We start from the raw sequence: 23,002 nt of genomic DNA, 5'->3' as shown, positions 1-23,002 counted from the left end.
ACTCGCCGCTCCGGCTGACCACCGCTCCCACCACCACTCCCGATCACGAGGGATTAATCCCCCCCCCCCCCCCCCCCCGCGCCGCCACACGCGGGTGTAACGGGGCGGGGGCCCCCGCCCGGGCCCCGCCGCCCGTACTCGTAGCCTGGTGCACCCCTCAAGAGGACTCGCCGGAACCCGCCCGGCCGCCCGAGGACACGTCCAGCGCTCGTGCGACCTCGGAGATGCGCGTGTAGACGCCGGGGCTGCCGGGTCTGCCGCAGCCGCTGCCCCAGGACACCAGCCCGATCAGCCGTCCCGAGGCCACCAGAGGGCCTCCGCTGTCGCCCTGGCAGGCGTCGGGGCCACCCTTGGTCTCTCCCGCGCAGAGCATGCTGCCCGCCCGGTAGGCGCCCTCCGGGCCGCCCGGATAGGCGCGGGAACAGGCGTCGTCGGGCAGCACGCGTACGCGTGCCGCATGGAGCCTGCGCGCGTAGGCGCCCCCGCCGCTCGTGTCGCCCCATCCGGAGACGAGGGCCTCGGTGCCCGGCGCGTAAGCCGTATCTCCCGCACCGGCCAGGGTGACGACCGCGCTGCGCGGCAGCGGCTTGGCGAGGGTGAGGACGGCGAAGTCGCCGGCATTGGTCGTGGCGTCGTACCCCGGGTTGACCCGGGCATCCCGTACCGCGATCTCCTCGCCCTTGTCCGACAGCAGATCCGTACGGCCCGCGATGACCCTGAGGTCGCGCACCGCGTCCGGCGGCCCCCCGAGCACGTCCTCGCCGAGGCAGTGGGCCGCCGTGAGCACGGTGGTCCGTGCGACTGCCACGCCGCCGCAGAACTGACCCGCTCGCGTACCTCCGAACCGGTCACGGCTGGACAGCGCGACCGTCCACGGGGCCTGTGCGACGTCGATCGGAAACCCCCCGACCACGACGCTGTCAGCGGCCACGGGGGCCGTGCCGACCAGGGGTATGGCGGCTGTGGCGGCCGCCAGGGCCAGCGACCGGACCAGGGCCCGGGCAACGGAAGGACGCATGAGGGAACCTCGCTCTCGGGTGATGTCGGAACACCCAGAGTGATCCACAGCTCCGTTGCGCGCAGCACGAAGACCCGGCTCCCGCAGTGGGGAACCGGGTCTTCGGTGTCGTACGGACGCGACCTAGTCGAGGTAGTCGCGCAGCACCTGGGAACGCGACGGGTGGCGCAGCTTCGACATGGTCTTGGACTCGATCTGGCGGATGCGTTCACGCGTCACGCCGTAGACCTTGCCGATCTCGTCGAGGGTCTTCGGCTGACCGTCGGTGAGACCGAACCGCATGGAGACGACACCGGCCTCGCGCTCGGACAGGGTGTCCAGCACCGAGTGCAGCTGCTCCTGGAGGAGCGTGAAGCTGACGGCATCGGCGGGGACGACGGCTTCGGAGTCCTCGATGAGGTCACCGAACTCACTGTCGCCGTCCTCGCCCAGCGGGGTGTGCAGCGAGATGGGCTCGCGGCCGTACTTCTGGACCTCGATGACCTTCTCCGGGGTCATGTCGAGCTCCTTGGCCAGCTCCTCCGGGGTGGGCTCACGGCCCAGGTCCTGGAGCATCTGGCGCTGCACGCGCGCGAGCTTGTTGATGACCTCGACCATGTGCACCGGGATACGGATGGTGCGGGCCTGGTCGGCCATGGCGCGGGTGATCGCCTGCCGGATCCACCAGGTGGCGTACGTGGAGAACTTGTAGCCCTTGGTGTAGTCGAACTTCTCGACCGCGCGAATCAGACCGAGGTTGCCCTCCTGGATGAGGTCCAGGAAGAGCATGCCGCGGCCGGTGTAGCGCTTGGCCAGGGAGACCACCAGACGGAGGTTGGCCTCCAGGAGGTGGTTCTTGGCGCGCCGGCCATCCTCGGCGATGATCTCCAGCTCGCGCTTGAGCTTCGGCGCCAGCTTGTCGGCGTTGGCCAGCTTGTCCTCGGCGAACAGGCCCGCCTCGATGCGCTTGGCCAGCTCGACCTCCTGCTCGGCGTTGAGCAGGGGGACCTTGCCGATCTGCTTCAGATAGTCCTTGACGGGGTCGGCGGTGGCGCCGGCCGCGGCGACCTGCTGCGCGGGCGCGTCGTCCTCGTCCTCGTCGGACAGGACGAAGCCGGCGCTCTCGGCACCCTCGGGCTCGTCGGCCACCTTGGTGTCCTCGAGAACCTCGTCCTCGAGAATCTCGGCGTCGTCCTTCTTGGCCGCGGTCTTCTTGGCGGCCGTCTTCTTCGCGACGGTCTTCTTGGCGACCACCTTCTTGGCGGTCGTCTTCTTGGCCGCGGCCTTCTTGGCGGGTGCGGCTTCCTCGGCGGAATCGGCTGCGACCGGAACGGCGGGCGCCACGGGGGCGGCCGTGGTGGCGGTGGCCTTCCTCGTCGTCACCGTCTTCGCCGCGACCGTCTTGGTGGCGGTGCGCTTGGCCGGACTCTTCGCTGCGACGCTCTTGCGGGTGCGCTTGGGCTCTGCGGCACTGACCATCAGCGTCACACCCTCTTCCTCAAGGATCTGGTTGAGGCTGCGCAGTACGTTCTTCCACTGAGTGGCCGGAATCTGGTCAGCTTCGAAGGCCCGACGCACATCGTCGCCGGCGATCTGCCCATCAGCCTTTCCCCGCTCAATGAGAGCCATGACAGAGACGGACTCGGCGATCTCCGGCGGGAGCGTACGGGATGTGCTGGCCGACACGAACAACCTCTCGGAACGTTGGAAAACGGCTTCCGGCACCGTCCACTGCGGACAGGAGCCGACCACCGGCCTGGGGATGGGCCGACGGCGCGGGCGGGGGCCGGGAAGATGCACAGCGCCTGTCATGGCGTCCGTATTCCCTCCGCGGCTGTCACCTCTTAGGTCATCGCGCTGTTTCCACGAGTGTTACGCCCAATCCGCGTGGCCCGAGTCACACCCCGTAAGCAAACAAAAACGGTCAGACACGGACAGAGGAGATCACTGCCGCCCTCGCGTCCGGTCACGCCCGCGACCACGGCCGCCCGTCGCACCGCCGGACCCCGCCGATCCGCACTGGATCCGGCGGGGTCCGGCAGCGGCCGGTACCCGAGCCCGGCATCGACACGAGACCCACGAGAAGCACGCTGACACGCACACCGGCGGGCGCATCGCCTTCATGGCACGGATCAGCGCTTGCGTCAGTGCTCGCGCGGGGCGGGCACCACGCGTTCGACCTCGGGGTGGACCGTGAGCAGTTGACGCATGGCCGTCTCCGCCGCCGCGCCGTCGCCGGTGCCGAGAGCGTCGACGATGCGCGCGTGCTGCGCGAGGGACGCCTCGTTCGGCCGGTCGCAGGCCGTCACCGGGCCGCCCGACACCTGGAGGGCGGCGGACACGATCCCGGACAGGTGCTCCAGCATGCGGTTGCCGGCGATCTGGATGAGCAGGCCGTGGAACTCGTTGTCGGCGCGCGAATAGGTCAGCGCGTCGCCCTGCGCCATGGCGTGACTCATGATCTCCACCATGTCGCACAGGCGCTGCTGCACCTCCTCCCGTCCGTGTCCGGCGGCGAGGCGGGCGGCGAGCGGCTCGATGGTCCAGCGCAGTTCGCTCAGCTCCCGGCGCTGGTCGTCGCGCTGCGGCCCGAAGGCCCGCCATTCGATGATGTCCGGATCGAGCAGGTTCCAGTCGCTGACGGGACGCACGCGCGTGCCGACGTTCGGGCGGGCGCTGACCAGGCCCTTGGCCTCGAGGACTCGGAGGGACTCGCGGACGACGGTACGGGACACCTCGAAGCGCTGGCCGATCTCCTCGGGCACCAGCGGACGGTCCGCGCCCAGGTCGCCCGAGACGATCATCTGTCCCAGTTGTTGGACGAGTTGGCCGTGCAGGCCGCGTCCGCGGCTGCCCGCGGCACGCCTGCCGACGCGGCCCAGCTCGGGTTCCGCACCCTCCCAGGAGGGTGTTCCCACGCGATCGGGCACGGCGGCCTCGGCGTAGGGGTAGCGGTCGAGTTCGCCCGGGCCGGCCAGACCGGAGTCGGTGGAGCGGGCGGCGGTCATCATGGTGTGCGCAAGGGTACTCACGGAACCTTTGTCGGCGCCGTTTCCAACTCCCTTGAGGTCTTTGGTGAAAAGCACACGAAAGGGTGATCGCTCACGCCATCGCAATTGACGCCTTATCGGAAAGAAATGGGCTTTCTGAGGGGAGTTGTGCACGCGGCGAGATCGAAAGTGGACGCTCATCCCTCACCGGAAACCGGTGCGCAGCGTCGTGAACAGGTACGCGCACAGGAGCGCCGCGAGCGACAACACCAGTGCGCCGCCCATGGGTTGAGCGAGCACGCGTGCCAGCCCGAGGGCATACCTCTCCCCTTCGAAGGGCCACGGGAGCAGGAACACCTCCCCCAACCGTCCGGGAAATCCGGCCGCCGTACGCAGGGCGGGTCCCTGCATCGCCTTGTGCAGGACGGGAACGACGAGGACAGGTACGGCGAGTACGACGGCGAGGCCTCCCGTGGTGGACCGGAAGACGCCGGCCGCGAGGACTCCTGCCCAGGCGCAGCCGATGAGGAGGCCGAACCAACTCACGCCCAGCGAAAGCCAGTCCGCGGGAACTCGCGCCAGCTCCCGTCCGTAGACGATGTAGAGCGCCTCGGCGTCGCAGCCCAGGGTGAGAAAGGCGAGCAGCGTCGCGGTGACTCCGGAGACGAGTAGTTTGGCGGCCAGCAGTCCCAGCCGACGGGGCACGGTGCCGCGGTCCGCCGCAAGGGCGGGGTGGCGGAACTCGTCCCCGAAGGCCAACGCACCGAGCAACCCCGCCGTGAGCGCCGCGGGCGGCAGCGGCAGCTCCTGCGGCCATGCGGCGAACAGCCGTGCCTGCGAGGTGTGGCCGAGCCGAGCCAGCAGTACGGCGGTGAGCACGGACACCGCCAGCACGGCAGCGCAGGCGAGGAAGCCGGCGCCGATTCCGATGGTGCGCCGGATCTCGTAGCGCAGAGGGCGGAGGGGACCAGGGGTGGAGCGGACGGAGATGGGGGGCGGGAGGGCGGAGGGGTTGTCGAGGGCGTGGACGCCGTCAGGACGGGCGGCGCGATCGGCCCAGATCTGACGGGTGCCCGGATTCCTGGCACCGGGAAGACGGGCGCGGAGTGCGGAGATGCCCGCCGCGGGGATGCTCGTTCCAGCGGCCTTCGCTTCCTGAGTCGCCGCGGCCCGGCCCTGCGCGGCGCGGGCGCCTCGCGCGGAGTGGGTGCCCTTCGCGTCGGCGCTCCGGCCGCCGTCGGCACCAGCGAGTACGTCTGCGGGGACCGCTCCTTCGGCCAAGCCGCGCATGTCCTCATCGCCGCACTCCACAGCTCCGTGCGCCGTCCCGCCGGCTTCCGGGAGGGCACCTCTTGGCGGCCCGCCCTCCGTCGCGGCGTCCCGCGCCGCCTCCGCACACTCAGCCCCCGGACGGAGGTCGGGCACGTTCCCGTAGGACGGTCGCTCACCGTCGGCCGTCTGCACCCGCTTTGCCGACGCGAGCGCGGACGCGGTCCGCCCCACCTCGCCCGAGGCGAGACCGGTCCCGCGCGGCTCCGGCGTCAGCGCATCCGCTTCCGCGCACTCCCGCCCCTCCGCCGAGAAGCCCGCCGGCACTGAGCCCCGTTCACTCGCCTGGGCCTCCGACGCCGTGGCCGGCGAGAAGCCGAACGCCATCGCGGCCCTGCCCGCCGCGGGCGAGCCGGGTGCCGGGGAGCCCGGCCCGGTCGGGGACGGGGCTGACGCCGAGGTGCCCGACTGCGCCGTCGGCAGCCCGGGCGCCGCGGCCTGCGCCTCCACCACCGAGGCGTCCGTCTCGTCGCGTTCGCAGCGTGCCCGTGGCCCGGTCGCCACGACCCCGCTCGCCTCCGCCGGCCCGGCGCCGGCCCCCGTACCGGCACCCGGGCCCATGTCGCCGACTTCGTCAGCGAGTTGGTGAACGAGAATGCCGTTGCGGAAGGCCGTCTCACCGATGTCGGCGGTCGTGGAGCCGTACACCGAGAGGCGGTTGCCGTCCTCCCGCACGACCTCCACGGACCGGCGCGCACCACGGGCCTCCTTGGCGAGCAGGGACGCGAGTCGTCCCGCCTGGGGGCTGCGGACGGCGACACGCGGGCGCAGTCGGGTGCGGGCGAAGTCCCCGGCGTCCTGGTCGGCCACGAGCCTGCCGCCGTCGAGGGTGACGACGCGGTCGGCCCTGCGTGCCGCCTCCTTGGCGTCGGCCGTGGTGAAGACCACGGTGCCGCCCTGCCGCGCGTGGGCGCGCAGCATGCCGTGCAACCACTGCGCCTCGTGGGCGGAGAGGCCGGCGGCGGGCTCGTCCAGGACGAGCGTGTGCGGGTCGGGCAGCAGCGCGCAGGCGAGGCCGAGCCGGCGGTCCATGCCGCGCGAGAGCCTGCCGAGGCACTCTTCGCGGAGGTTGACGAGGCCGACGACTTCGAGGACCTCGTCGGCGCGGCGCGCGGGGACGCCCGAGGCCGCGCAGAGCATCCGAAGATGGCCGCGGACGGAGCGGGCAGGGTGCCCCGGTACATCGCCGAGGAGCACGCCGACCTCCCGGGACGGGTGGGCGATCCGGTGCAGGGGCCGCCCTCTGAAGTAGGTGATGCCGCGCCCCTGTTGGAGTTCGAGCATCAGTCTGAGCGCCGTGGTCTTGCCCGCGCCGGCACATCCGAGGAGCGCGGTGACCTTTCCGGCACGCGCTTCGAAGGAGACGTCGTCGACGGCGGGCGGCTGCGCCTTGCGGGGATTACTGGTCAGTCCGAAGGCCTGGATCACCTGAAGCAAGATAGCTTGCGATGTCTGATTTTTCTGGTATCACCCGATCTGCTTCTAGACATGGCGCCGCCTGAATCGGCCGACGTCCGCCGTTCGCCGCAACCAGAGCCCGGTGTCGGCACCCGGCCTCTCCGCCGTCCGGCCGACCGCCGTACGCCTCAGATCTCGGGGCGCAGCATGGGCGGGTTGAGGAGAGTGGCCCCGCCGGCCCGGAAGAGCTGCGCCGGCCGGCCGCCCTGGCGCGTGGTCGTCCCTCCCGTGGGAACGAGGAATCCGGGCGTGCCGGTGACCTTTCGGTGGAAATTGCGGGGATCGAGCGCCACCGCCCACACCGCCTCGTACACCCGGCGCAGCTCACCCACAGTGAACTCCGGCGGGCAGAACGCGGTGGCCAGCGAGGAGTACTCGATCTTGGACCGGGCCCGCTCCACCCCGTCGGCGAGGATCTGGGCATGGTCGAAGGCGAGCGGCGCCACCGGCTCGCCGTCGCGTCCGTAGCCACCCCGCTGAAGCAGTTCCTCGACCGGTGCCCAGCGCGCGTTGCTGGCGTCGCCCCCCGCGCGCGGGGCCGGCAGGTCGGGCGCGAGCGCGAGGTGCGCGACGCTGACCACCCGCATGCGCGGGTCCCGCTTGGGGTCGCCGTAGGTGGCGAGCTGCTCGAGGTGAGCTCCGTTGTCCCGGGCCGGGACCGCGGGGTCGTGCGCCGTCAACCCGGTCTCCTCCTCGAGTTCGCGCGCCGCCGCCTGGGACAGGTCCTCGTCGGCCCGCACGAACCCGCCCGGCAGCGCCCAGCGCCCCTGGAAGGGGGGCTCGCCCCTGCGTACCGCCAGCGCGCACAGCGCATGACGGCGCACGGTCAGCACGACCAGGTCCACGGTGACGGCGAAGGGCGGAAAGGCTGACGGGTCGTAGGGCATGCGGCGATCATAGTCGTCTGCCTGACGATAAACACTCCCTTCGTCGGTCGCATCGGTGGTGGTTCCGCTTCGTTCCGTTATGGGGCGCAGGGCCGGCTCCCTTTCTTCGCTCGGTCTCGTCGTACGAGGTCACACTCCCAGTTGCAGGCCGTCCGCCGCCTCCTCGACCATGGCGAGGCCCAGCCGGCTGATGCGTACGGCGAAGGGCGCGCCGGCGAGGCGCAGCCCGGTGAGACCGAGTTCGCCGAGCGGCGCGCTGCGCACGGGGCTCAGGGTGACCGTACGGGCCGGGGCGTCGGGGCGGACACCCGCGAGAGCGGTGAGCACCATGATCGCGGAAGCCGCTGCGGTGGCCGCCGGCCGGCAGGCGGCGGGGTGCGGAAGGGGAGCACTCCCGGCGGCGCGCTGTTCGCCGCCGAACATCTCCGGCAGCCGGTGCCCGAAGTGTTCCGCCGCCTCCAGCAGGCCTCTCAGCAGACCGGCGGCTTCCCTCTCATAGCCGGCGGCAGCCAGTCCGGTGACGGCGACGGCGGTCTCGTGAACCCGGACGGCTCCACTCCGATGGCCGAACGGGTTGTGTCCAATCTCCTTGACGCCGAGACCGCGCAGCCCCCAGCCCGCATCCATGGCGGGCGTGCCGAGCAACCGGGCGAGCTGTTCGGTCTGCACCTGGTCGAGGAGGCCCGGGGCGAGCCGGCCGGAACCGAGCAGGCCGGTGTCGAGCAGGTGGGCGGCGGCCGAGCCCAGGTGCGGCACGGGACGGCCGTCCGGCGCCAGGGCCGCGGCCGGACGTCCGCCACCGTGGTCCTCGACCCAGAAGCCGGTCCGGAAGGCTGCCTGCAGAGCCTGCGCCCACTGGCGCAACTCGGTGGCGCCCGGCCGGTCGTAGGCGTCGAGGAGGTCGGCGCCCAGCAGGGCCGCACGGTGCGCGTGGGCCTGCGTTTCGCAGCGGACCGGACCCGTTGGCTGCGGATCGGGGAGGTAGGACTGGTCGCGGGTCGTGGTCCGCAGCCAGGTGAGGCAGCGTTCGGCGGCGGGCAGCAGTTCCCTGGTCTCTCTGTCGGGCAGTCCCCAGCGGCGGGCCTCGGCGAGCAGGACGGGGAAGAGCAGCGTGGCCTCCGTTCCCGTACAGCCCGGCGGGAGGAGAGGGCCGGCGTCGCGTCGCGGCCCGGGGATCATGCCGGCCCGTGCGTCGTCGCCCGGGAGTTGCGTGCGGGCCAGGGCACGCAGTGTTCCCGCGGCGAGCCGGGTGCCGAGAGGCAGGGCCATACGAGCGGCGGCGAGCGCCTCGGCGGGCGCCATCCCGCAGCGCCAGGGCGCGCCCGCCGCGAGATAGGTGTCGGAAGGGTGGACGGTGTCACGCACGAGAAGGGCCTGGAGGTCGGCGACGGCCGCGTCGAGCAGCGGGGCCACCCGGGGGTCGTCGCCGGTCGCCCGGGCGCAGGCGATCGGGCTGGTCGTGGTCTGTCCCGCGGCCCTCAAGGCGCCCGCGCCGTCGAGCCGTATCCGCAGTTCCACGGTCGCCGTCCCACCCGGTGGCAGTTGCAGTTCCCAGCGCAGCAGTCCGGCGGACGCCAGGACGTCGGAAGGGGGCGGGTCGGCGGTGACGCTGGCAGCGGCATCGGCCGTGGCCCACCGCAGACCCGAGTCGCGGACCGTGGCAGGGAGTTGGGGGCCCGTCCTGCCGGAGGCGATGGCACCGAGTTCGGCGAGATCCGTGCCGAGGGCGATCTCGACGGGGAGCCTCAGTGGTCGCATGCTGGCGTTGCGGACGGTGATCCGTTCTGTTCCCTCGGCGCGGCGTGTTCGTTCGACGACGACATCCGGATCGGGGCCCGCCGCCGGGGAAGCCCGGAGCGTCGCGACGAAGCGGGCACTGTCGGCCCCGGTCATCCTGGCCTGCACGGCGAGTGGTTCACGTCCGGCCACGCGGACCTGACACCGCGAGAGCAGCCGCCGCCCGCCTCGGTAGAACCCGTCCAGCCCCCGGCCCGTCAGCTGTCCCAGCTCACCCGAGATGGCGAGGCCGGGCAGGGCGACACAGATCAACGCGGCGTGGGTGGGCGGCAGTTCGGATATCGGGCGGCTGCTTGTCGCCGTGCGGGGCGACGGGAGCGCGGCAGGCCGACGGGCCGGGTGTGGAGCGCGGGAGGGTGCGCCTGCGTCAGCGGGAAGGGCCGGCCGGGAATCCAGGGACGGCGGTCGTACGCCAAGGGTCTCCACCGCTGTCATGACGGCGCTGCCCGGCCGGAACCGTGCGGGCCCGTCCCTCGCCGGTCGCTCGGCGGTGGCGAAGAACGGGGTCGGCTGCTGATGCATGGATTGGCTTCTTCTGCTCTCGGTGTGCCAGGGACGCGCTGGGCGGCCGGTGAGGCGCCCCGGGGGACATCGGTCGTGCGGCGGTGGAGTGCGTTCGGGCGTTCCGCCACTCAGGTGAACGGAGAGCGCCGCTCCCGGGTCACGGCCCGCCCCGGGGAGCCCGGCCGGATCGCGGTGCTGCACAACGGCGAAGGCGCCGCTCGACAGGGCCGTGATCCTGCGCCAGCATCGGGTGCGCGGTACGCCCGCCTGTGTCCCAGGAGCCCCCAGAGCTCCGGGTGAGGCCGGTGCACCAGGCCGGCCAGGCGGCACAGGAGGGATGCCGCGCCACGGCGGCATGCCGGAGACGCCGGGCGGGACACGGCCGGGCCCCGGTGCGGCAGGTTCACGCGCGGGTTCCGGGAGCGCACGCCCCCGTGTCGCCGTTGCCGCCGGTGCACCGCGAGGTTTCGCCGCGCAGGCCCGCGTGTCCGGCGCCGGGGCGTTCATCCGTCCCCCTCGGGCTCGCGGAGGTCGCCCACCGAGGAGGTGGCGCTGGTCGTGCTCTGGTCCGACGCACGCTTGCGCGCGCCGCCGGGACCGCGCGAGGCCGGCCGCAAGGGGTCGGCTGCCGACGGTCCGGAGCGCGAATCGGTCGGGCGCCGTCCTGCACCTGCCGCCCGGGCCGCCCGGCGGCTGTCGCCTCCGTCCAGGGACCGCACACGGCGCCTTCGGCGCGCGCCCGTTCCGGACGCCGGTCCCGCCACCTGTTCCTCCGTCTGCGCACATGCTCCGGACGTGCCGCCGTCGACGGCCGGGAGCCCGCCGGTGGCCGAATCCACTGCCTCATGCGGCTGCTGCGCGGCCTCGGCCGGCGCAGGCCCCGTGCGCTCCCTGCGCAGACAGCGGCGGATCGCCTCGGGGTCGAGCCCTTCGTTGCAGGCCTGGTGCAGCAGGCGGGCGAAGAGGTAGTCGGGATCCGCGCCCAGGGCCATGGCGAGGGCCTCGCGGGCCTCCAGTTCGTCCCCCGTCGACCAGGCGACCCAGCCGGCCAGGGTCAGCGGGGCCGCGGCGTGCTCACCGTAGGGGCCGACGCAGCGGCGAGCCAGGGCACGCCAGAGCCGGAGAGCAGGACCGGCCTCCGCACCCTCCATCCAGGCCGCGGCCCGGTCACGGGTCGTGCGGTCCTGGAGTCCGAGGATGACCGTCGCCGCCTCGTCATGTGCCAGCAGGCCGTCGTCGCGGACGTCCGCCGGATGCGTGCCCGACACGGGCGCCGCCGCGGCGAAGCGGCGCATGATGCGCTCGGCCAGGGCGAGGGTCTCCTCGGCCACCTCCGGACGGGACGTCTCGTCGAGGATGCGGGGCACCAGGATCATGCCCGCCGCGTCCAGCGCGGCCTCCTGCTCCAGGACCGCGGAGGTCTCCCAGGGCTGGAGCCTGACCCGCAACTCCCTGAGGGTGCCGCGCACTTGGATGCCGGCATAGGTGGCCGCCGCGGCCAGGACCGAGGTGCCGGGCAGGCCCATCGGCGAGCCGTCCTCGGGGCAGCAGCCCTCGACCGGGCAGCAGTACGACCAGTAACGGCCGTCCGCGATGCACAGTGCCTCGACGACCGGCACGTCCAGGTCGCCGCACTGGGTGCGCAGCAACTGGGCCAGCCGTTCGAGCCGGCGCCTGACGTCCCGCCCGGACTCGCCCGGCGCCGGCTCCTGGCAGACGTAGGCCACCATCTGCTCCGGGCGGGAGCCCCGCCGCTCGCTGCCCTTGACCAGGCCCTGGGCCAGCTGCCGGGCGGCCGCCTCCCAGTCCTCCTCGTTCGCGGGAATGCCGAGCCGGGCCCGGCCGCCGAACCGGCCGCCGCCTTCGCGGTCGTGGAGGGCGACCAGCACCATGCTGTCCTCCGGTCGGTATCCGAGCAGGTAGGGCAGGGCGTCGGCCAGCTCGGCCGGGGTGCGCAGAGTGACGTGGGTGTCGGGCGCGGACAGTCCGGAGAACGGATTATGTCCGGAGATGTCATTGTTTTCGAACGGTCCCGTGGTTTCGCCGTGATTCGTCATGCGGAGACGATCTCGCGGATCCCGAAATCCCGCTTGCGCCTGTGGATAAGTCGAATCAGGGACACGACAAGTCCATGGCGATTGCCCACAGGCCCCGACCCGGGCCCGCCCGATTGTCGGTCCCGTCCTGTTGTATGGAGCCCATGGAGCACACGAGCAACGCGGATCTCCGGGCAGAGGCGGACGCCGTCCTCGCCCGGCTCGTCGGGGATGCCACGGGCGGGGCCCGGCTGCGCGAGGATCAGTGGCGGGCGATCGAGGCGCTGGTCGCCGACCGGCGCCGGGCCCTGGTCGTGCAGCGCACGGGATGGGGCAAGTCCGCGGTGTATTTCGTGGCGACCTCGCTGCTGCGGGGCAGAGGCAGCGGGCCCACGGTGATCGTCTCGCCCCTGCTCGCGCTCATGCGCAATCAGGTGGAGGCCGCGGCCCGGGCCGGTATCCACGCCCGGACGATCAACTCCGCGAACACCGAGGAGTGGGACGCCGTGCAGGCCGAGATCGCGTCCGGTGAGGTCGATGTCCTGCTCGTCAGCCCGGAGCGGCTGAACAACCCGGACTTCCGTGACCAGGTCCTGCCCAAGCTGTCCGCGGCGACGGGCCTGCTGGTCGTGGACGAGGCCCACTGCATCTCCGACTGGGGTCACGACTTCCGTCCCGACTACCGCCGGCTGCGCACCATGCTGGGCGAGCTGCCGCCCGGCGTGCCCGTGCTGGCCACCACCGCCACGGCCAACGCGCGGGTGACCGCGGATGTCGCCGACCAGCTCGGCACGGGCGGCACGTCGGACGCCCTGGTGCTGCGTGGCCCGCTGGACCGGGAGAGCCTCAGCCTCGGAGTGCTGCGGCTGCCGGACGCCGCGCACCGGATGGCCTGGCTCGCCGACCATCTCGGCGACCTGCCGGGCTCCGGCATCATCTACACGCTCACGGTCGCAGCGGCGGAGGAGGTCACCGCCTTCCTGCGACAGCGCGGTCACACCGTCGCCTCGTACACGGGAAAGACGGAGAACGCCGAACGGCAGCAGGCGGAGGACGATCTGCTCGCCAACCGGGTCAAGGCGCTCGTCGCCACCTCCGCACTCGGCATGGGCTTCGACAAACCGGACCTCGGTTTCGTGGTTCACCTCGGCTCCCCCTCCTCCCCCATCGCCTACTACCAGCAGGTCGGCCGGGCCGGCCGTGGTGTCGAGCACGCCGAGGTGCTGCTGCTGCCGGGCAAGGAGGACGAAGCGATCTGGCAGTACTTCGCCTCGCTCGCCTTCCCTTCCGAGGAACTGGTCCGGCGCACCCTGGACGTCCTCGCCCGGGCCGACGGACCACTGTCCCTGCCCGCCCTGGAACCGCTGGTCGAGCTGCGCCGTTCCCGGCTGGAGACCATGCTGAAGGTCCTCGACGTGGACGGGGCGGTCCACCGCGTCAAGGGCGGCTGGGTCGCGACCGGGGAGCCCTGGTCGTACGACACCGAGCGGTACGACTGGGTGGCTCGGCAGCGCACGGCCGAGCAGCAGGCGATGCGGGCCTACGCGTCCACCGCCGCATGCCGGATGGAGTACTTGCAGCGCCAGCTGGACGACGAGGGCGCCAAACCCTGCGGCCGCTGCGACAACTGCGCGGGGCCGCGCTTCACCGCCGACACGTCCACCGCTGCGGTGGACGCCGCCCGGAGCGACCTCGGCCGTGCCGGGGTCGAGGTGGAGCCCCGTCGCATGTGGCCGACCGGCCTGCCGGCCATCGGCATCGCGCTCAAGGGGCGTATTCCGGCCGGTGAACAGGCCTCATCGGGTCGCGCGCTGGGCCGATTGTCGGACATCGGCTGGGGCAATCGGCTGCGGCCGCTCCTCGCCCCGCAAACGCCGGACGCCGCCGTGCCGGACGACGTGGCGCGGGCCGTGGTGGGCGTCCTGGCGGACTGGGCGAAGGGCCCCGGCGGCTGGGCCCCCGGGGCGGCCGACGCCCAGCCCAGGCCGGTGGGCGTCGTCACCGTGGCCTCGCGGACCCGGCCCCGGTTGGTCCACTCTCTGGGCGCCCGGATCGCCGAGATCGGCCGGCTGCCCCTGCTCGGCTCCGTGGCGTACGCCGAGGACGCGCCGCGGGTGCCGCGCAGCAACAGCGCGCAGCGGCTGAAGGCTCTCGACGGCTCGCTGACCGTGCCGCCCGCTCTCTCGTCGGCGCTCGCCGAGGCCGACGGGCCGGTTCTGCTGGTCGACGACTTCACCGAGACGGGCTGGACCCTGGCGGTCGCGGCGCGCCTGCTCAGACAGTCCGGTGCCCGAGGGGTATTGCCGCTGGTCCTGGCCGTCCAGGGCTGACCCCGTGTCCGACCGTGGCGGGCCGACCGGCACCCCGGTCGGACACCCCAGGCGTGCGCTGACGAACCTTTGGGTAAGGATATAAGCCACACACCCGTAGATAACCGTCGGTGGCCCCAATTGCTCGTTGCCGCATCCCAGTTCGACAGGAAGAATTGAGGTCCGCTCCCCGCACGGCTCGCCCGTGATCCGGTTGGGCTTTGCTGCGGTGCGCGCCCCCGAATCCGACCTCGCCCGCAGTATGGGCGCGTAGCCGAAGGGAAGAACGTGACCTTCGGATTCGCCTCGTCCTCGGCGGCCTCGTTGTCGACGTCCGCGTCCGCCGCTTCCGCCAGTCGCCTGCTCGAGCCGGCCGAATGGGCTTCCGCCGGAATCCCGCTGCTGCGCGACCCTCGCGAGGTCGTCAGCGGGCTGCACGCCCGCCACCGCCCCAAACCGTCCACGGCGATCGTGGCAGTGCTGGATCCCGAGGAACGGCTGTGCGCCAGCGCGTCGTTCACGCGCCATCCGACCGCGGCCGACGGCTGGATGTTCCGCAACGCACTGCTCGCCCAGTTGCGCCGGGTCATTCCCCACGACCTGAGACGCCGCACCCCTGTGCGCACGGCCGTACTGCTCTACTGCCGTGAGGGAGACGCGCGCTGGACGGAGGAGGACGGCGCCTGGATGTGGGGTCTGCGCGACGCCTGCACGCTGCACGGCCTGCGCTGCGGGGCGTACATCACGCTGACCCACGACGGCTGGCAGGTGCTCGGCGAGGGGCGCGGTGGTCGCCGCCCCAACGCCGACTCGGCGCCGGAGCCCTTCGGCGCCCTGTCGGAGGCCCCGCCGCTCGCGCCTCGCACCGGCGGACCGGTCTCCGAGGTCCTGCGCCGCGCGGCAGCCCGCTGACGGTTCGGGCGCCGGGCGACCGAGCCGTACACCCGGCCGGATGCCCCGCGCCCGCGCCGAACGCCTGGGCCAGGGGGCAGGCCGAGCCCGAGCCGCCCGTTCAACGGCTGGGCCGCACAGGCAGCGAGGGACGCGGAGGACAGGCCGGCCGCCGCTCACGCCGTGCCCGATGGCCCTATGACGTCCGGGATGCGCCGAGCGGCCGTACGGTATCCGGGGTGCGCCCTGGACACGGATGCTCCCCGGGCGCCGACGGCTCGGCGACCGTGCACCGCACCGCGGTGATGGACACGCCCCACCACCGCCCGGCGGTCACCGCTTCGCCGCCGAGGCCGGCCGGGAGGCCGCCCTCGCGAACGCGGTGGCCGCCCGGCGTCCGGGCATGCCAAAAGCGACTCCGTGCGATTTCCGCCGGAGCAGCTCCAGCGTGACTCCGGTACCCCGAGGCGCCGGGCGTGGCTCAGACGCCGGCGCCCAGCACCGCGTTGATCTGCTGCGGGTCGCCGCAGACGATCAGCAGGGCACCGGCCCGCGCGTGGGCCAGCGGAAGGACGGAGGAGGCGGAGGAGGCGGGACCTCCGTTGACGGCCACCACCACCACGGGGCGGGACGCGGCACGGGTGGCGCTGGTGACATCCGTGTAGAAGACGTCGTCACCGGCGTCGTGCTGCGCCCAGTAGGCGGCTTCGCCGAAGGACAGCTCGTGCTCCGCCCACGGGTGCTGGGCACCGGTGGTGATCACGAGCACGTCACCGGGGGCACGGCCCGAGTCCAGGAGCAGGTCCACCGCCTCGTCGGCGGCGTCGAGCGCGCCTTCGACCGAGGCCGGGATCAGCTGGATCTGCGGGGTGGTCGCCGAAGCGGCGGGAGCGGCCGGCCCGGACGGGCTCGGCTTGGCCGGAGCCACATCACGCGGCGTGCGCTGCACCGGCGGCGCGGGCCGCGGGGGGCCGGGACGACCGGGGCGGGACGGAGCCGCGGGACGGGGGCCGGGTACGGGGCGAGGGGTCGGCGCGGTACGGCCGCTGGCCGGAGTAGCGCGGGGACCCTGGGCACTCTCGTGAATCTGAGGCTCCTCGGGAATGAGAGGCATGAGCTGATATTTATCAAACGTTGGTGCGGTACGGGTGACCGGGTGGCACATCAGTGCGATCGGAACCGTCAGAAATCGAAGCCGAGCTGACCCTCGATTTCCGGAACGCTTCCGTCCGCCCAGCTGCGGGCCTTCTTGAGGTGCCGCCACTGAGGCAACGCATCAAGATACGCCCACGACAAGCGGTGGTGCGGGGTGGGCCCCCACTCCTCCAGTGCGGCCTTGTGCACGGGCGACGGATACCCGGCGTTGTCCGCAAATCCGAAGTCTGCATGGTCGAGACCCAGTTCGGCCATCATTTTGTCGCGCTGAACCTTGGCGATCACCGACGCCGCGGCGACGGCCACGCACGAGCGATCGCCCTTGATCACCGTACGCACCTGCCAGGGGGCGCCGAGGTAGTCGTGCTTCCCGTCGAGGATGACGGCGTCGGGGTGGACCGGCAGAGCGTCCAGGGCACGGACCGCGGCGAGCCGCAGCGCGGCCGTCATCCCCAGGCCGTCGATCTCCTCGCAGGAAGCATGCCCCAGGGCATAGGCGGCCACCCATGTCCGCAAGATCTCGGCCAATTCCGTACGACGCTTGACGCTCAGCAGCTTGGAGTCGGTCAGGCCCTCGGGCGGGCGACGCAGTCCGGTGACCGCCGCGCAGACGGTGACCGGTCCGGCCCAGGCTCCGCGCCCCACCTCGTCGACACCGGCGATGACCTTCGCTCCAGTCGTGGCGCGCAGGGAGCGCTCGACAGTGTGAGTGGGTGGTTCGTACGGCATGGCGCCCCTAGCCTACGCCGACGCGATCGCCGTGCGACACCCTGGTCGCCCGGGCACCACAGAGACCACCGGGGCGCGGGATCAAACCCCGTGCGGCCGCAGCAGCGGGAGCATCAACTGGTCGATCATCTCTTCGAGATCATGGTCGCTCCATTCGCTGGCGCACACCTTCGACCGGTACATCATCATGGCCGGGACGGCGTCGAAGACATAGCTGTTGGCCGCATCCGAGCGAACCTCTCCCCGCCCTATTCCACGGGTGATGACCTCACGGAGCAAGGTGACGGTCGGTTCGATGACCCCGCCGACGATCACGTCTTGAAAGCGCTCCGCCTGAACGTCGTCGCACTCGTGAATGACCGCGCGCAAGGCGACGCCAGGAGGCGAGTACATGATCTCCCGCACCTCCCGGCACAGACTGAGCAGATCCTCGCGCACGCTTCCGAGGTCCGGTGCGATCTCCACCCGAGGCAGTCCGGCCACCAGCGCATCCGCGACGAGGTCCTCCTTGGAGGTCCAGCGGCGGTACACGGCGGCCTTGCCGGTCTGAGCGCCGGCCGCGACGCCCTCCATGGTCAGGCCCTTCCAGCCGACCGCGCCGAGCTGTTCCAGAGCGGCATCCATGATCGCGCGCTCCAGGACCACGCCGCGCCGACGAGGGGAAGCCGCCCGGGCAGGATCGGCCGTCCAGCGCGAGGTATCCATCTGTGTCTCTCCAACGTGCAAGGGAAGCGGGGGTTCGGGGGAGGGGTGTGCCGCACCGCAGCAACAGGGGGACGCGGGGCGGCACGCCCGATTAAGTGAACGCTTGCGTTCACTCTTGGGGACTCACTACCGTGGAGGCGAAAGTGAACGCGAGCGTTCACTAATTCCTTCGTGGGGGACCCATAGTGACGACCTCTCAGCTGCTCCAGGATCCAAAACCGGGCGTGGCCCGCCGGGAGGGGCATCCCGGCATCGCGCTCGCCGTCATCGCGGCCTGCCAACTCATGGTGGTACTCGACGCGACGATTGTGAACATCGCGCTCCCGCACATTCAAGACGCGCTCAAATTCAGCACCACCGACCTGACTTGGGTGGTCAGCGCCTACACGCTCACGTTCGGCGGTCTGCTGCTGCTCGGTGCGCGGGCCGGTGACGTCCTCGGCCGCCGCCGGGTTTTCATGACCGGCATCCTGCTCTTCACCTTCGCCTCGCTGCTGGGCGGTCTCGCCCAGGAACCCTGGCAGCTGCTGGCCGCGCGGGCCCTTCAGGGCGTGGGCGGCGCGATAGCCTCGCCCACGTCGCTGGCGCTGATCACCACGACCTTCCCCGAAGGCCCGGAACGCAACCGGGCCTTCGGTGTGTTCGCCGCCGTCTCCGCCGGCGGCGGTGCCATCGGCCTGCTCGCGGGCGGCATGCTCACCGACTGGCTGGACTGGCGGTGGGTGCTGTTCGTCAACGTGCCGATCGGCGTGCTGATCGCGGCGCTCGCGCCGCTGTACATCAGCGAGTCGGCACGGCACCCAGGGCGCTTCGACATCACCGGCGCGCTGACCTCGACGGTGGGCATGGCCTCGTTGGTGTACGGCTTCATCCGTGCCGCGGAGAACGGCTGGCGCGACAAGCTCACCCTCGGCTCGTTCGCCGCGGCCGTGGTGCTGCTGCTCGCCTTCGTCCTCACCGAGACACGGGCGAAGGAGCCGATCACCCCGCTGCGGATGTTCGCGGACCGCAACCGCTGGGGCACGTACGCGATCATGCTCAGCCTGTCCGCGGCGATGTTCGGCATGTTCTTCTACATCGTGCTGTTCGTGCAGGACGTCCTCGGCTACAGCGCCATCAAGGCCGGTCTGGCCTTCCTGCCCGTGACCGTCGCGATCGCGATCAGCGCGGGCGCGTCGCAGGCCCTGCTGCCGAAGTTCGGCCCGAAGCCGTTCATGGCGGTCGGCTCGGCACTCGTGACGGTCGGACTGGTCTGGCAGACGTTCATCCGGCCGGACAGCTCGTACCTCGGCGGAGTGCTCGGACCGATGCTGGTGTTCGGCTTCGGCATGGGGCTGAACTTCGTGACGGCCACCGTGACGGCGGTGTCGGGCGTGGCCCAGCACGAGGCGGGTGCGGCATCCGGGCTGCTCAACGCGATGCAGCAGGTGGGTGGCTCGCTCGGGCTGTCCATCCTGACGACCGTCTTCGGCTCGGCAAGCAAGGACGAGGCGAAGAAGCAGCTGCCCACGTTCCTCGCCAACAGCTCGCCGGAGCAGAAGGCGCAGTTCGCCAAGACGCACCAACTGCCCGCGCCCTGGGGGCACGACGTGCTTGCCCATGGCATCTCCTTGGCCTTCGTACCGGCCGCCGCGATCGCCATGCTGGCGTTCCTCACCGCCTGGCTGGTGCTCAAGGTCCGCAAGAGCGATCTCGAGTCCCTCTCCGGCACGGCCGGCCCGGGGATGGGCTGACTCCCTCAGGGCCGCGCGGAGCCACGCCCGGCCGACCCGCCGTCCGTGGACTGACGGCACAGACGGCGGTCCGGCCGGCCGTGCGGCGGCGGCCGGCATCCGCACAAGGGCCAGGACGACGACCAGCACGAGCACCGGCCCCCACGACATGAACGCCATCTCACGCCCCTCCGTCCCGCACTCTCCGACTCCCCGCCGGACCGGCTCCCAAGGGCGCGGTGCACGGCGGATACGGGAAGAACGGGCAACCATCACGGAGAGTTCCCGACGGACACAGAGAGTTTTCGCCCTCGTCTCGCGTCGCTCAAGAGATCCACACTCGGGGGGGGTCGGCAGTCAGCAACCGTCCCTCGGCCGTGAGCATCCCGGCAACCGGCTCGCAGGGCCCGGGAAGCGGCCCTCGCGAGCGTCAGAGCCCCGTCGGCACCCAGTCCGGCAGCGCCTCGACCCGCTCCGCCCACGCGGCGGGCGGTGTCCCTGCCTTGCCGGAGGCGAGTACGCCTCCCACGATCGCGCAGGTCGTGTCCACGTCACCGCCCGCCTGGGCGGTCGTCCAGAACGCCGTCCCGTAGTCCCCGAGGCAGCGCGCTGCGGACCAGAGCGCGAAGGGGACGGTGTCGTGGGCCGTCGTACGGCGTCCGCAGCCCAGCACCGCCGCGACGGTGCCCGCGTCGGCATAGTCGAGCATGTCCCGGGCGCGTCGCAATCCCTGGCCGACCGCGCTCTTCGGCACCAGGGCGACGACGCCGTCGAGCAGCGCCTCGGGGCTCGGGGGCCCGTCCGGCGAGCCGGCCAGCGCGGCCGCGGCTGCCACGGCCATGGCGCCGACCACGGCCTCGCGGTGCTGGTGGGTGGGGTAGGCCGAGATCTCCGCCTGGTGGGTCGCCTGCTCCGGGTCGTCCGCGTACCAGGCGCCGAGCGGGGCGATCCGCATTGCCGCGCCGTTGCCCCAGGACCCCCGTCCGTCGAAGAGCCCGGCCGCCAGTTCACGCCAGTCCCCGCCCTCCCGCACGAGGCGCAGCAGGCGGTTGACCGCGGGGCCGTAGCCCCGGTCGACGTCGTGGTGCTCGGCGAAGGAGCGGGCCAGCGCGTCCTGGTCGATGCGCCGATGGGCGCCGAGGACGGCGACCACGGAACAGGCCATCTCGGTGTCGTCGGTCCATCGCCAGGGCCCCGGCGGCAGCTCGCGCCGCTTCAGCAGCGGATAGCGCGCGGGGACGAAGAACTGGGAGCCCAGGGCGTCTCCCACGGCCAGTCCGCGCAGGCTCGCCAGGGCGCGCTCCAGTCGCCCGGCAGAAGAGGAGTCAGCGGTCATCGCTCTGCCACTCTATCCGTTCACCCAGTACGGCAGCGGCTTGCGCCAGCGCTCGAAGGGCCGGTCGAGCGCGTACTTGCCGTCGTTCCCCAGAACGAGCATCCGCATCTCCGCGTTCCCGGGGTTCGACAGCGACTCGAATTCCGCGACGGTCCAGTGGAACCAGCGCATGCAGAACAGCCGCATCGCGAGCCCGTGCGTCACGAGGAGCACGTTCGGGGGATGGTCGGGGTCCTCGAAGCTGCGGTACAGACTCTCCAGGAAGCCACCGACCCGGTCGTACACATCGGCGCCGGACTCCCCCTGCGGGAAGCGGAAGAAGAAGTGGCCGTAGGCGTCCCGGTAGGCCTTCTGGAGGCGTACGTCGTCGCGGTCCTGCCAGTTGCCCCAGTCCTGTTCGCGCAGGCGTGGCTCCTCCCGGACGCGTATGAGGTCAGGGTCGAGGTGGAAGGCGCGGAGCGTCTCGTGCGTGCGGCGGTACGGGGAGACGTACACGCTCACGCGTTCCCTGCCGAAGAGCTCCCGCAGTTCCTTTCCGGTCGCCTCGGCCTGCCGCTGGCCGCGCTCGGTGAGGGCGAGCGCGTGGTCGGGCTCACGCTCGTACACGGAGTCGTCGACGTTGCCCGTTGACTCGCCGTGCCGGACAAGGACGATGCGCCGTGGTCGTACCATGCCGAAACCCTAGATCGAGTGAGGGTGAGTCGAGGACTCGTACGGGCTCCATACGGCGAAGGTCACACGATATCGGCGTCCGGGACCCCTCAAGGGGTGAGTTTGCTATTCAAACCGAACCCGACCGATCTCTGCGGTGAAGCCGGCGCCGCGGCGCTCAGACCGTCCAGGACGGTTCCAGCTCCACGATGTCGCCGGAGAGCGCCGCGATGTCCGCCTCGGTCTGGGCGCGCAGGGCGAGGCGCTCGACGCGCTCGGTGCGGTACTTGCCGTGCTCGGCCGCGGACCGCCACATCGACAGGACCAGGAACTCCTGCTCGGGCGCCTCGCCGAACATGCCGCGGATCATGCCGGGTGAACCGGCCATGGCGGGGTTCCAGACCTTCTCCTGCATGAGCGTGAAGTGCTCCACCCGCTCCTCGTGGACCTGGCACAGGGCCACCCGGATCAGATCGGTGTCGGTGAACCGCGGCTCGAAGCCCGTCTTCACGTCGAAGCGGTACTCGAAGAGCTTGACCTGGGCGTCCTTGAACGTGCCGGCCTGGGCGGAGGCCAGGCGGTCGTGCGAGCGGGCCATGAAGGAGTCGTAGAAGGCGCGGCTCTCCCAGAAGGCGAAGATGTGCGCGACACCCGGCCGGTGCCGGCTCCAGCCGCCGCCCTGTCCCCGAAATCCCGGCTCCCCCGGAAGCCCCGCCCATTTCCGCTGCCCCCGCTCGAAACCGCGGCGGTCCACCACGGTGCAGCGAATCCACTTGACCAGCACCGCGCCATCGTAAGGCCAGCGGACGTGGCGCCGGTCACGCTCCGGCGCAGATCGCTCGCGCATATGCTCCGCGCGCGTGGCACGATGGGCAAAGAGCCCTGGCTCCTGGTGAGTTGGGGACCGGAGCAGTCACAGGGGGAAGGGGAAGCCAGTTGTCCGGCTTCAGCAAGGGAATCAGCAAGGTCGAGGTCGCGCTCCAGTGGGACCCGAGCCCGGCGGGTCTGCCGCCCACCGATCTCGACATCATCGCCGCGACGTTCACCGTGGACGACCCGCACGGAGAACCGGCCTATCTGGTGCACTTCGACAGCCGGTCACCCGACGGCACGATCTTCCTCAACCGGGACAGCCTCGACGGCAAGGGCTTCGGCTGGGACGAGGTCATGACGCTCGAACTGGACCGGCTGGCCGACCGGTACGCGCGCGTGGTGGTCGGCGTGGTCATCCAACAGCAGCCCGGACACAGGGCGTTCGCCGATGTGCTCAATCCGGCCATGCGCGTCCGGGAGGGCTACACCGTGCTCGCCCAGGACGACTTCGGCGCGGTTCCCGGGGCCACGGCGGCCACGATCGCGGAGTTCGTACGGGACGGCTCCGGACACTGGACCTTCCGCCCCGGCGTGCACGGCTTCCAGGAGGACCCTGCGACGTTCACCCACGTCATGGGCAGGGCGCACCAGCCCTGACGCACGGTGATGAGTAAGGGGCGCCGGCAATGGCCGGCGCCCCTTA

17 protein-coding genes are annotated in these 23,002 nt (G+C 71.8%); 4 read left to right on the top strand and 13 right to left on the bottom strand.

Translation table 11 applies throughout. The annotated features are described in order from the left end of the window. Nucleotides 1-157 precede the first annotated feature (157 nt). The 7 genes from ACZ4MF_RS32060 to ACZ4MF_RS32030 all read right to left on the bottom strand — a co-directional run bounded on the left by ACZ4MF_RS32060 (nucleotide 158) and on the right by ACZ4MF_RS32030 (nucleotide 12,019). Nucleotides 158-1,018, bottom strand: a complete 861-nt coding sequence (locus ACZ4MF_RS32060; RefSeq protein ID WP_467495657.1) for a serine protease — start codon at nucleotides 1,016-1,018, stop codon at nucleotides 158-160. Between the two features lie 123 nt (nucleotides 1,019-1,141). After that, on the bottom strand, nucleotides 1,142-2,683 hold the full coding sequence (locus tag ACZ4MF_RS32055; RefSeq protein ID WP_467495655.1) for an RNA polymerase sigma factor: 1,542 nt from the start codon (nucleotides 2,681-2,683) through the stop codon (nucleotides 1,142-1,144). 458 nt (nucleotides 2,684-3,141) lie between these two features. Beyond that, complete coding sequence (locus tag ACZ4MF_RS32050; protein ID WP_356021403.1) at nucleotides 3,142-4,029, bottom strand: FadR/GntR family transcriptional regulator; 888 nt, start codon at nucleotides 4,027-4,029, stop codon at nucleotides 3,142-3,144. A 162-nt stretch (nucleotides 4,030-4,191) separates the two neighbouring features. Further along, nucleotides 4,192-6,744: an ABC transporter ATP-binding protein gene (locus ACZ4MF_RS32045; protein ID WP_467495652.1), complete on the bottom strand. Its 2,553-nt coding sequence runs from the start codon at nucleotides 6,742-6,744 to the stop codon at nucleotides 4,192-4,194. Between the two features lie 158 nt (nucleotides 6,745-6,902). Then, complete coding sequence (locus tag ACZ4MF_RS32040; protein ID WP_356021399.1) at nucleotides 6,903-7,661, bottom strand: NUDIX hydrolase; 759 nt, start codon at nucleotides 7,659-7,661, stop codon at nucleotides 6,903-6,905. A 129-nt stretch (nucleotides 7,662-7,790) separates the two neighbouring features. After that, nucleotides 7,791-9,740 carry a glycogen debranching N-terminal domain-containing protein gene (locus ACZ4MF_RS32035; RefSeq protein ID WP_467495720.1) on the bottom strand — a complete coding sequence of 650 codons (1,950 nt, stop codon included), beginning with the start codon at nucleotides 9,738-9,740 and terminating at the stop codon, nucleotides 7,791-7,793. 725 nt (nucleotides 9,741-10,465) lie between these two features. Then, complete coding sequence (locus ACZ4MF_RS32030) at nucleotides 10,466-12,019, bottom strand: DUF4192 domain-containing protein (RefSeq protein WP_467495650.1); 1,554 nt, start codon at nucleotides 12,017-12,019, stop codon at nucleotides 10,466-10,468. Nucleotides 12,020-12,162: 143 nt separating this feature from the next. Between ACZ4MF_RS32030 and ACZ4MF_RS32025 the strand changes: the two genes are divergently transcribed. Further along, complete coding sequence (locus tag ACZ4MF_RS32025; protein WP_467495648.1) at nucleotides 12,163-14,328, top strand: RecQ family ATP-dependent DNA helicase; 2,166 nt, start codon at nucleotides 12,163-12,165, stop codon at nucleotides 14,326-14,328. 267 nt (nucleotides 14,329-14,595) lie between these two features. Beyond that, nucleotides 14,596-15,219, top strand: coding sequence for a hypothetical protein (locus ACZ4MF_RS32020; RefSeq protein WP_467495646.1), 624 nt, complete (start codon nucleotides 14,596-14,598; stop codon nucleotides 15,217-15,219). A gap of 460 nt (nucleotides 15,220-15,679) precedes the next feature. On the opposite strand, the gene ACZ4MF_RS32015 is transcribed toward ACZ4MF_RS32020, so the two are convergent. The 3 genes from ACZ4MF_RS32015 to ACZ4MF_RS32005 form a co-directional block, all read right to left on the bottom strand. Further along, nucleotides 15,680-16,312 carry a hypothetical protein gene (locus ACZ4MF_RS32015; RefSeq protein WP_467495644.1) on the bottom strand — a complete coding sequence of 211 codons (633 nt, stop codon included), beginning with the start codon at nucleotides 16,310-16,312 and terminating at the stop codon, nucleotides 15,680-15,682. 68 nt (nucleotides 16,313-16,380) lie between these two features. Then, nucleotides 16,381-17,082, bottom strand: a complete 702-nt coding sequence (locus tag ACZ4MF_RS32010; protein WP_467495642.1) for a ribonuclease HII — start codon at nucleotides 17,080-17,082, stop codon at nucleotides 16,381-16,383. A gap of 81 nt (nucleotides 17,083-17,163) precedes the next feature. Next, nucleotides 17,164-17,787 carry a TetR/AcrR family transcriptional regulator gene (locus ACZ4MF_RS32005; protein WP_467495640.1) on the bottom strand — a complete coding sequence of 208 codons (624 nt, stop codon included), beginning with the start codon at nucleotides 17,785-17,787 and terminating at the stop codon, nucleotides 17,164-17,166. Between the two features lie 185 nt (nucleotides 17,788-17,972). Here ACZ4MF_RS32005 and ACZ4MF_RS32000 point away from each other — a divergent pair, with 185 nt between their 5' ends. Continuing rightward, entirely contained in the window at nucleotides 17,973-19,520 is a 1,548-nt protein-coding gene (locus ACZ4MF_RS32000; RefSeq protein WP_467495638.1) for an MFS transporter, read from the top strand. A gap of 409 nt (nucleotides 19,521-19,929) precedes the next feature. On the opposite strand, the gene ACZ4MF_RS31995 is transcribed toward ACZ4MF_RS32000, so the two are convergent. The 3 genes from ACZ4MF_RS31995 to ACZ4MF_RS31985 form a co-directional block, all read right to left on the bottom strand. Next, complete coding sequence (locus tag ACZ4MF_RS31995; RefSeq protein ID WP_467495636.1) at nucleotides 19,930-20,835, bottom strand: ADP-ribosylglycohydrolase family protein; 906 nt, start codon at nucleotides 20,833-20,835, stop codon at nucleotides 19,930-19,932. Nucleotides 20,836-20,847: 12 nt separating this feature from the next. Further along, complete coding sequence (locus ACZ4MF_RS31990) at nucleotides 20,848-21,507, bottom strand: histidine phosphatase family protein (RefSeq protein WP_467495634.1); 660 nt, start codon at nucleotides 21,505-21,507, stop codon at nucleotides 20,848-20,850. 157 nt (nucleotides 21,508-21,664) lie between these two features. Further along, nucleotides 21,665-22,270, bottom strand: a complete 606-nt coding sequence (locus ACZ4MF_RS31985; protein ID WP_467495632.1) for a YdbC family protein — start codon at nucleotides 22,268-22,270, stop codon at nucleotides 21,665-21,667. Nucleotides 22,271-22,383: 113 nt separating this feature from the next. Between ACZ4MF_RS31985 and ACZ4MF_RS31980 the strand changes: the two genes are divergently transcribed. After that, nucleotides 22,384-22,956 (top strand): TerD family protein, encoded by a 573-nt coding sequence (locus ACZ4MF_RS31980; RefSeq protein ID WP_467495630.1) that lies wholly within the window; start codon nucleotides 22,384-22,386, stop codon nucleotides 22,954-22,956. The last annotated feature ends 46 nt before the right edge of the window (nucleotides 22,957-23,002 follow it).

The organism is Streptomyces sp. NPDC025793 (assembly GCF_055558375.1).
The sequence above is the reverse complement of the archived record's forward strand: the minus strand, read 5'-3'. Positions and strand labels throughout refer to the sequence as shown.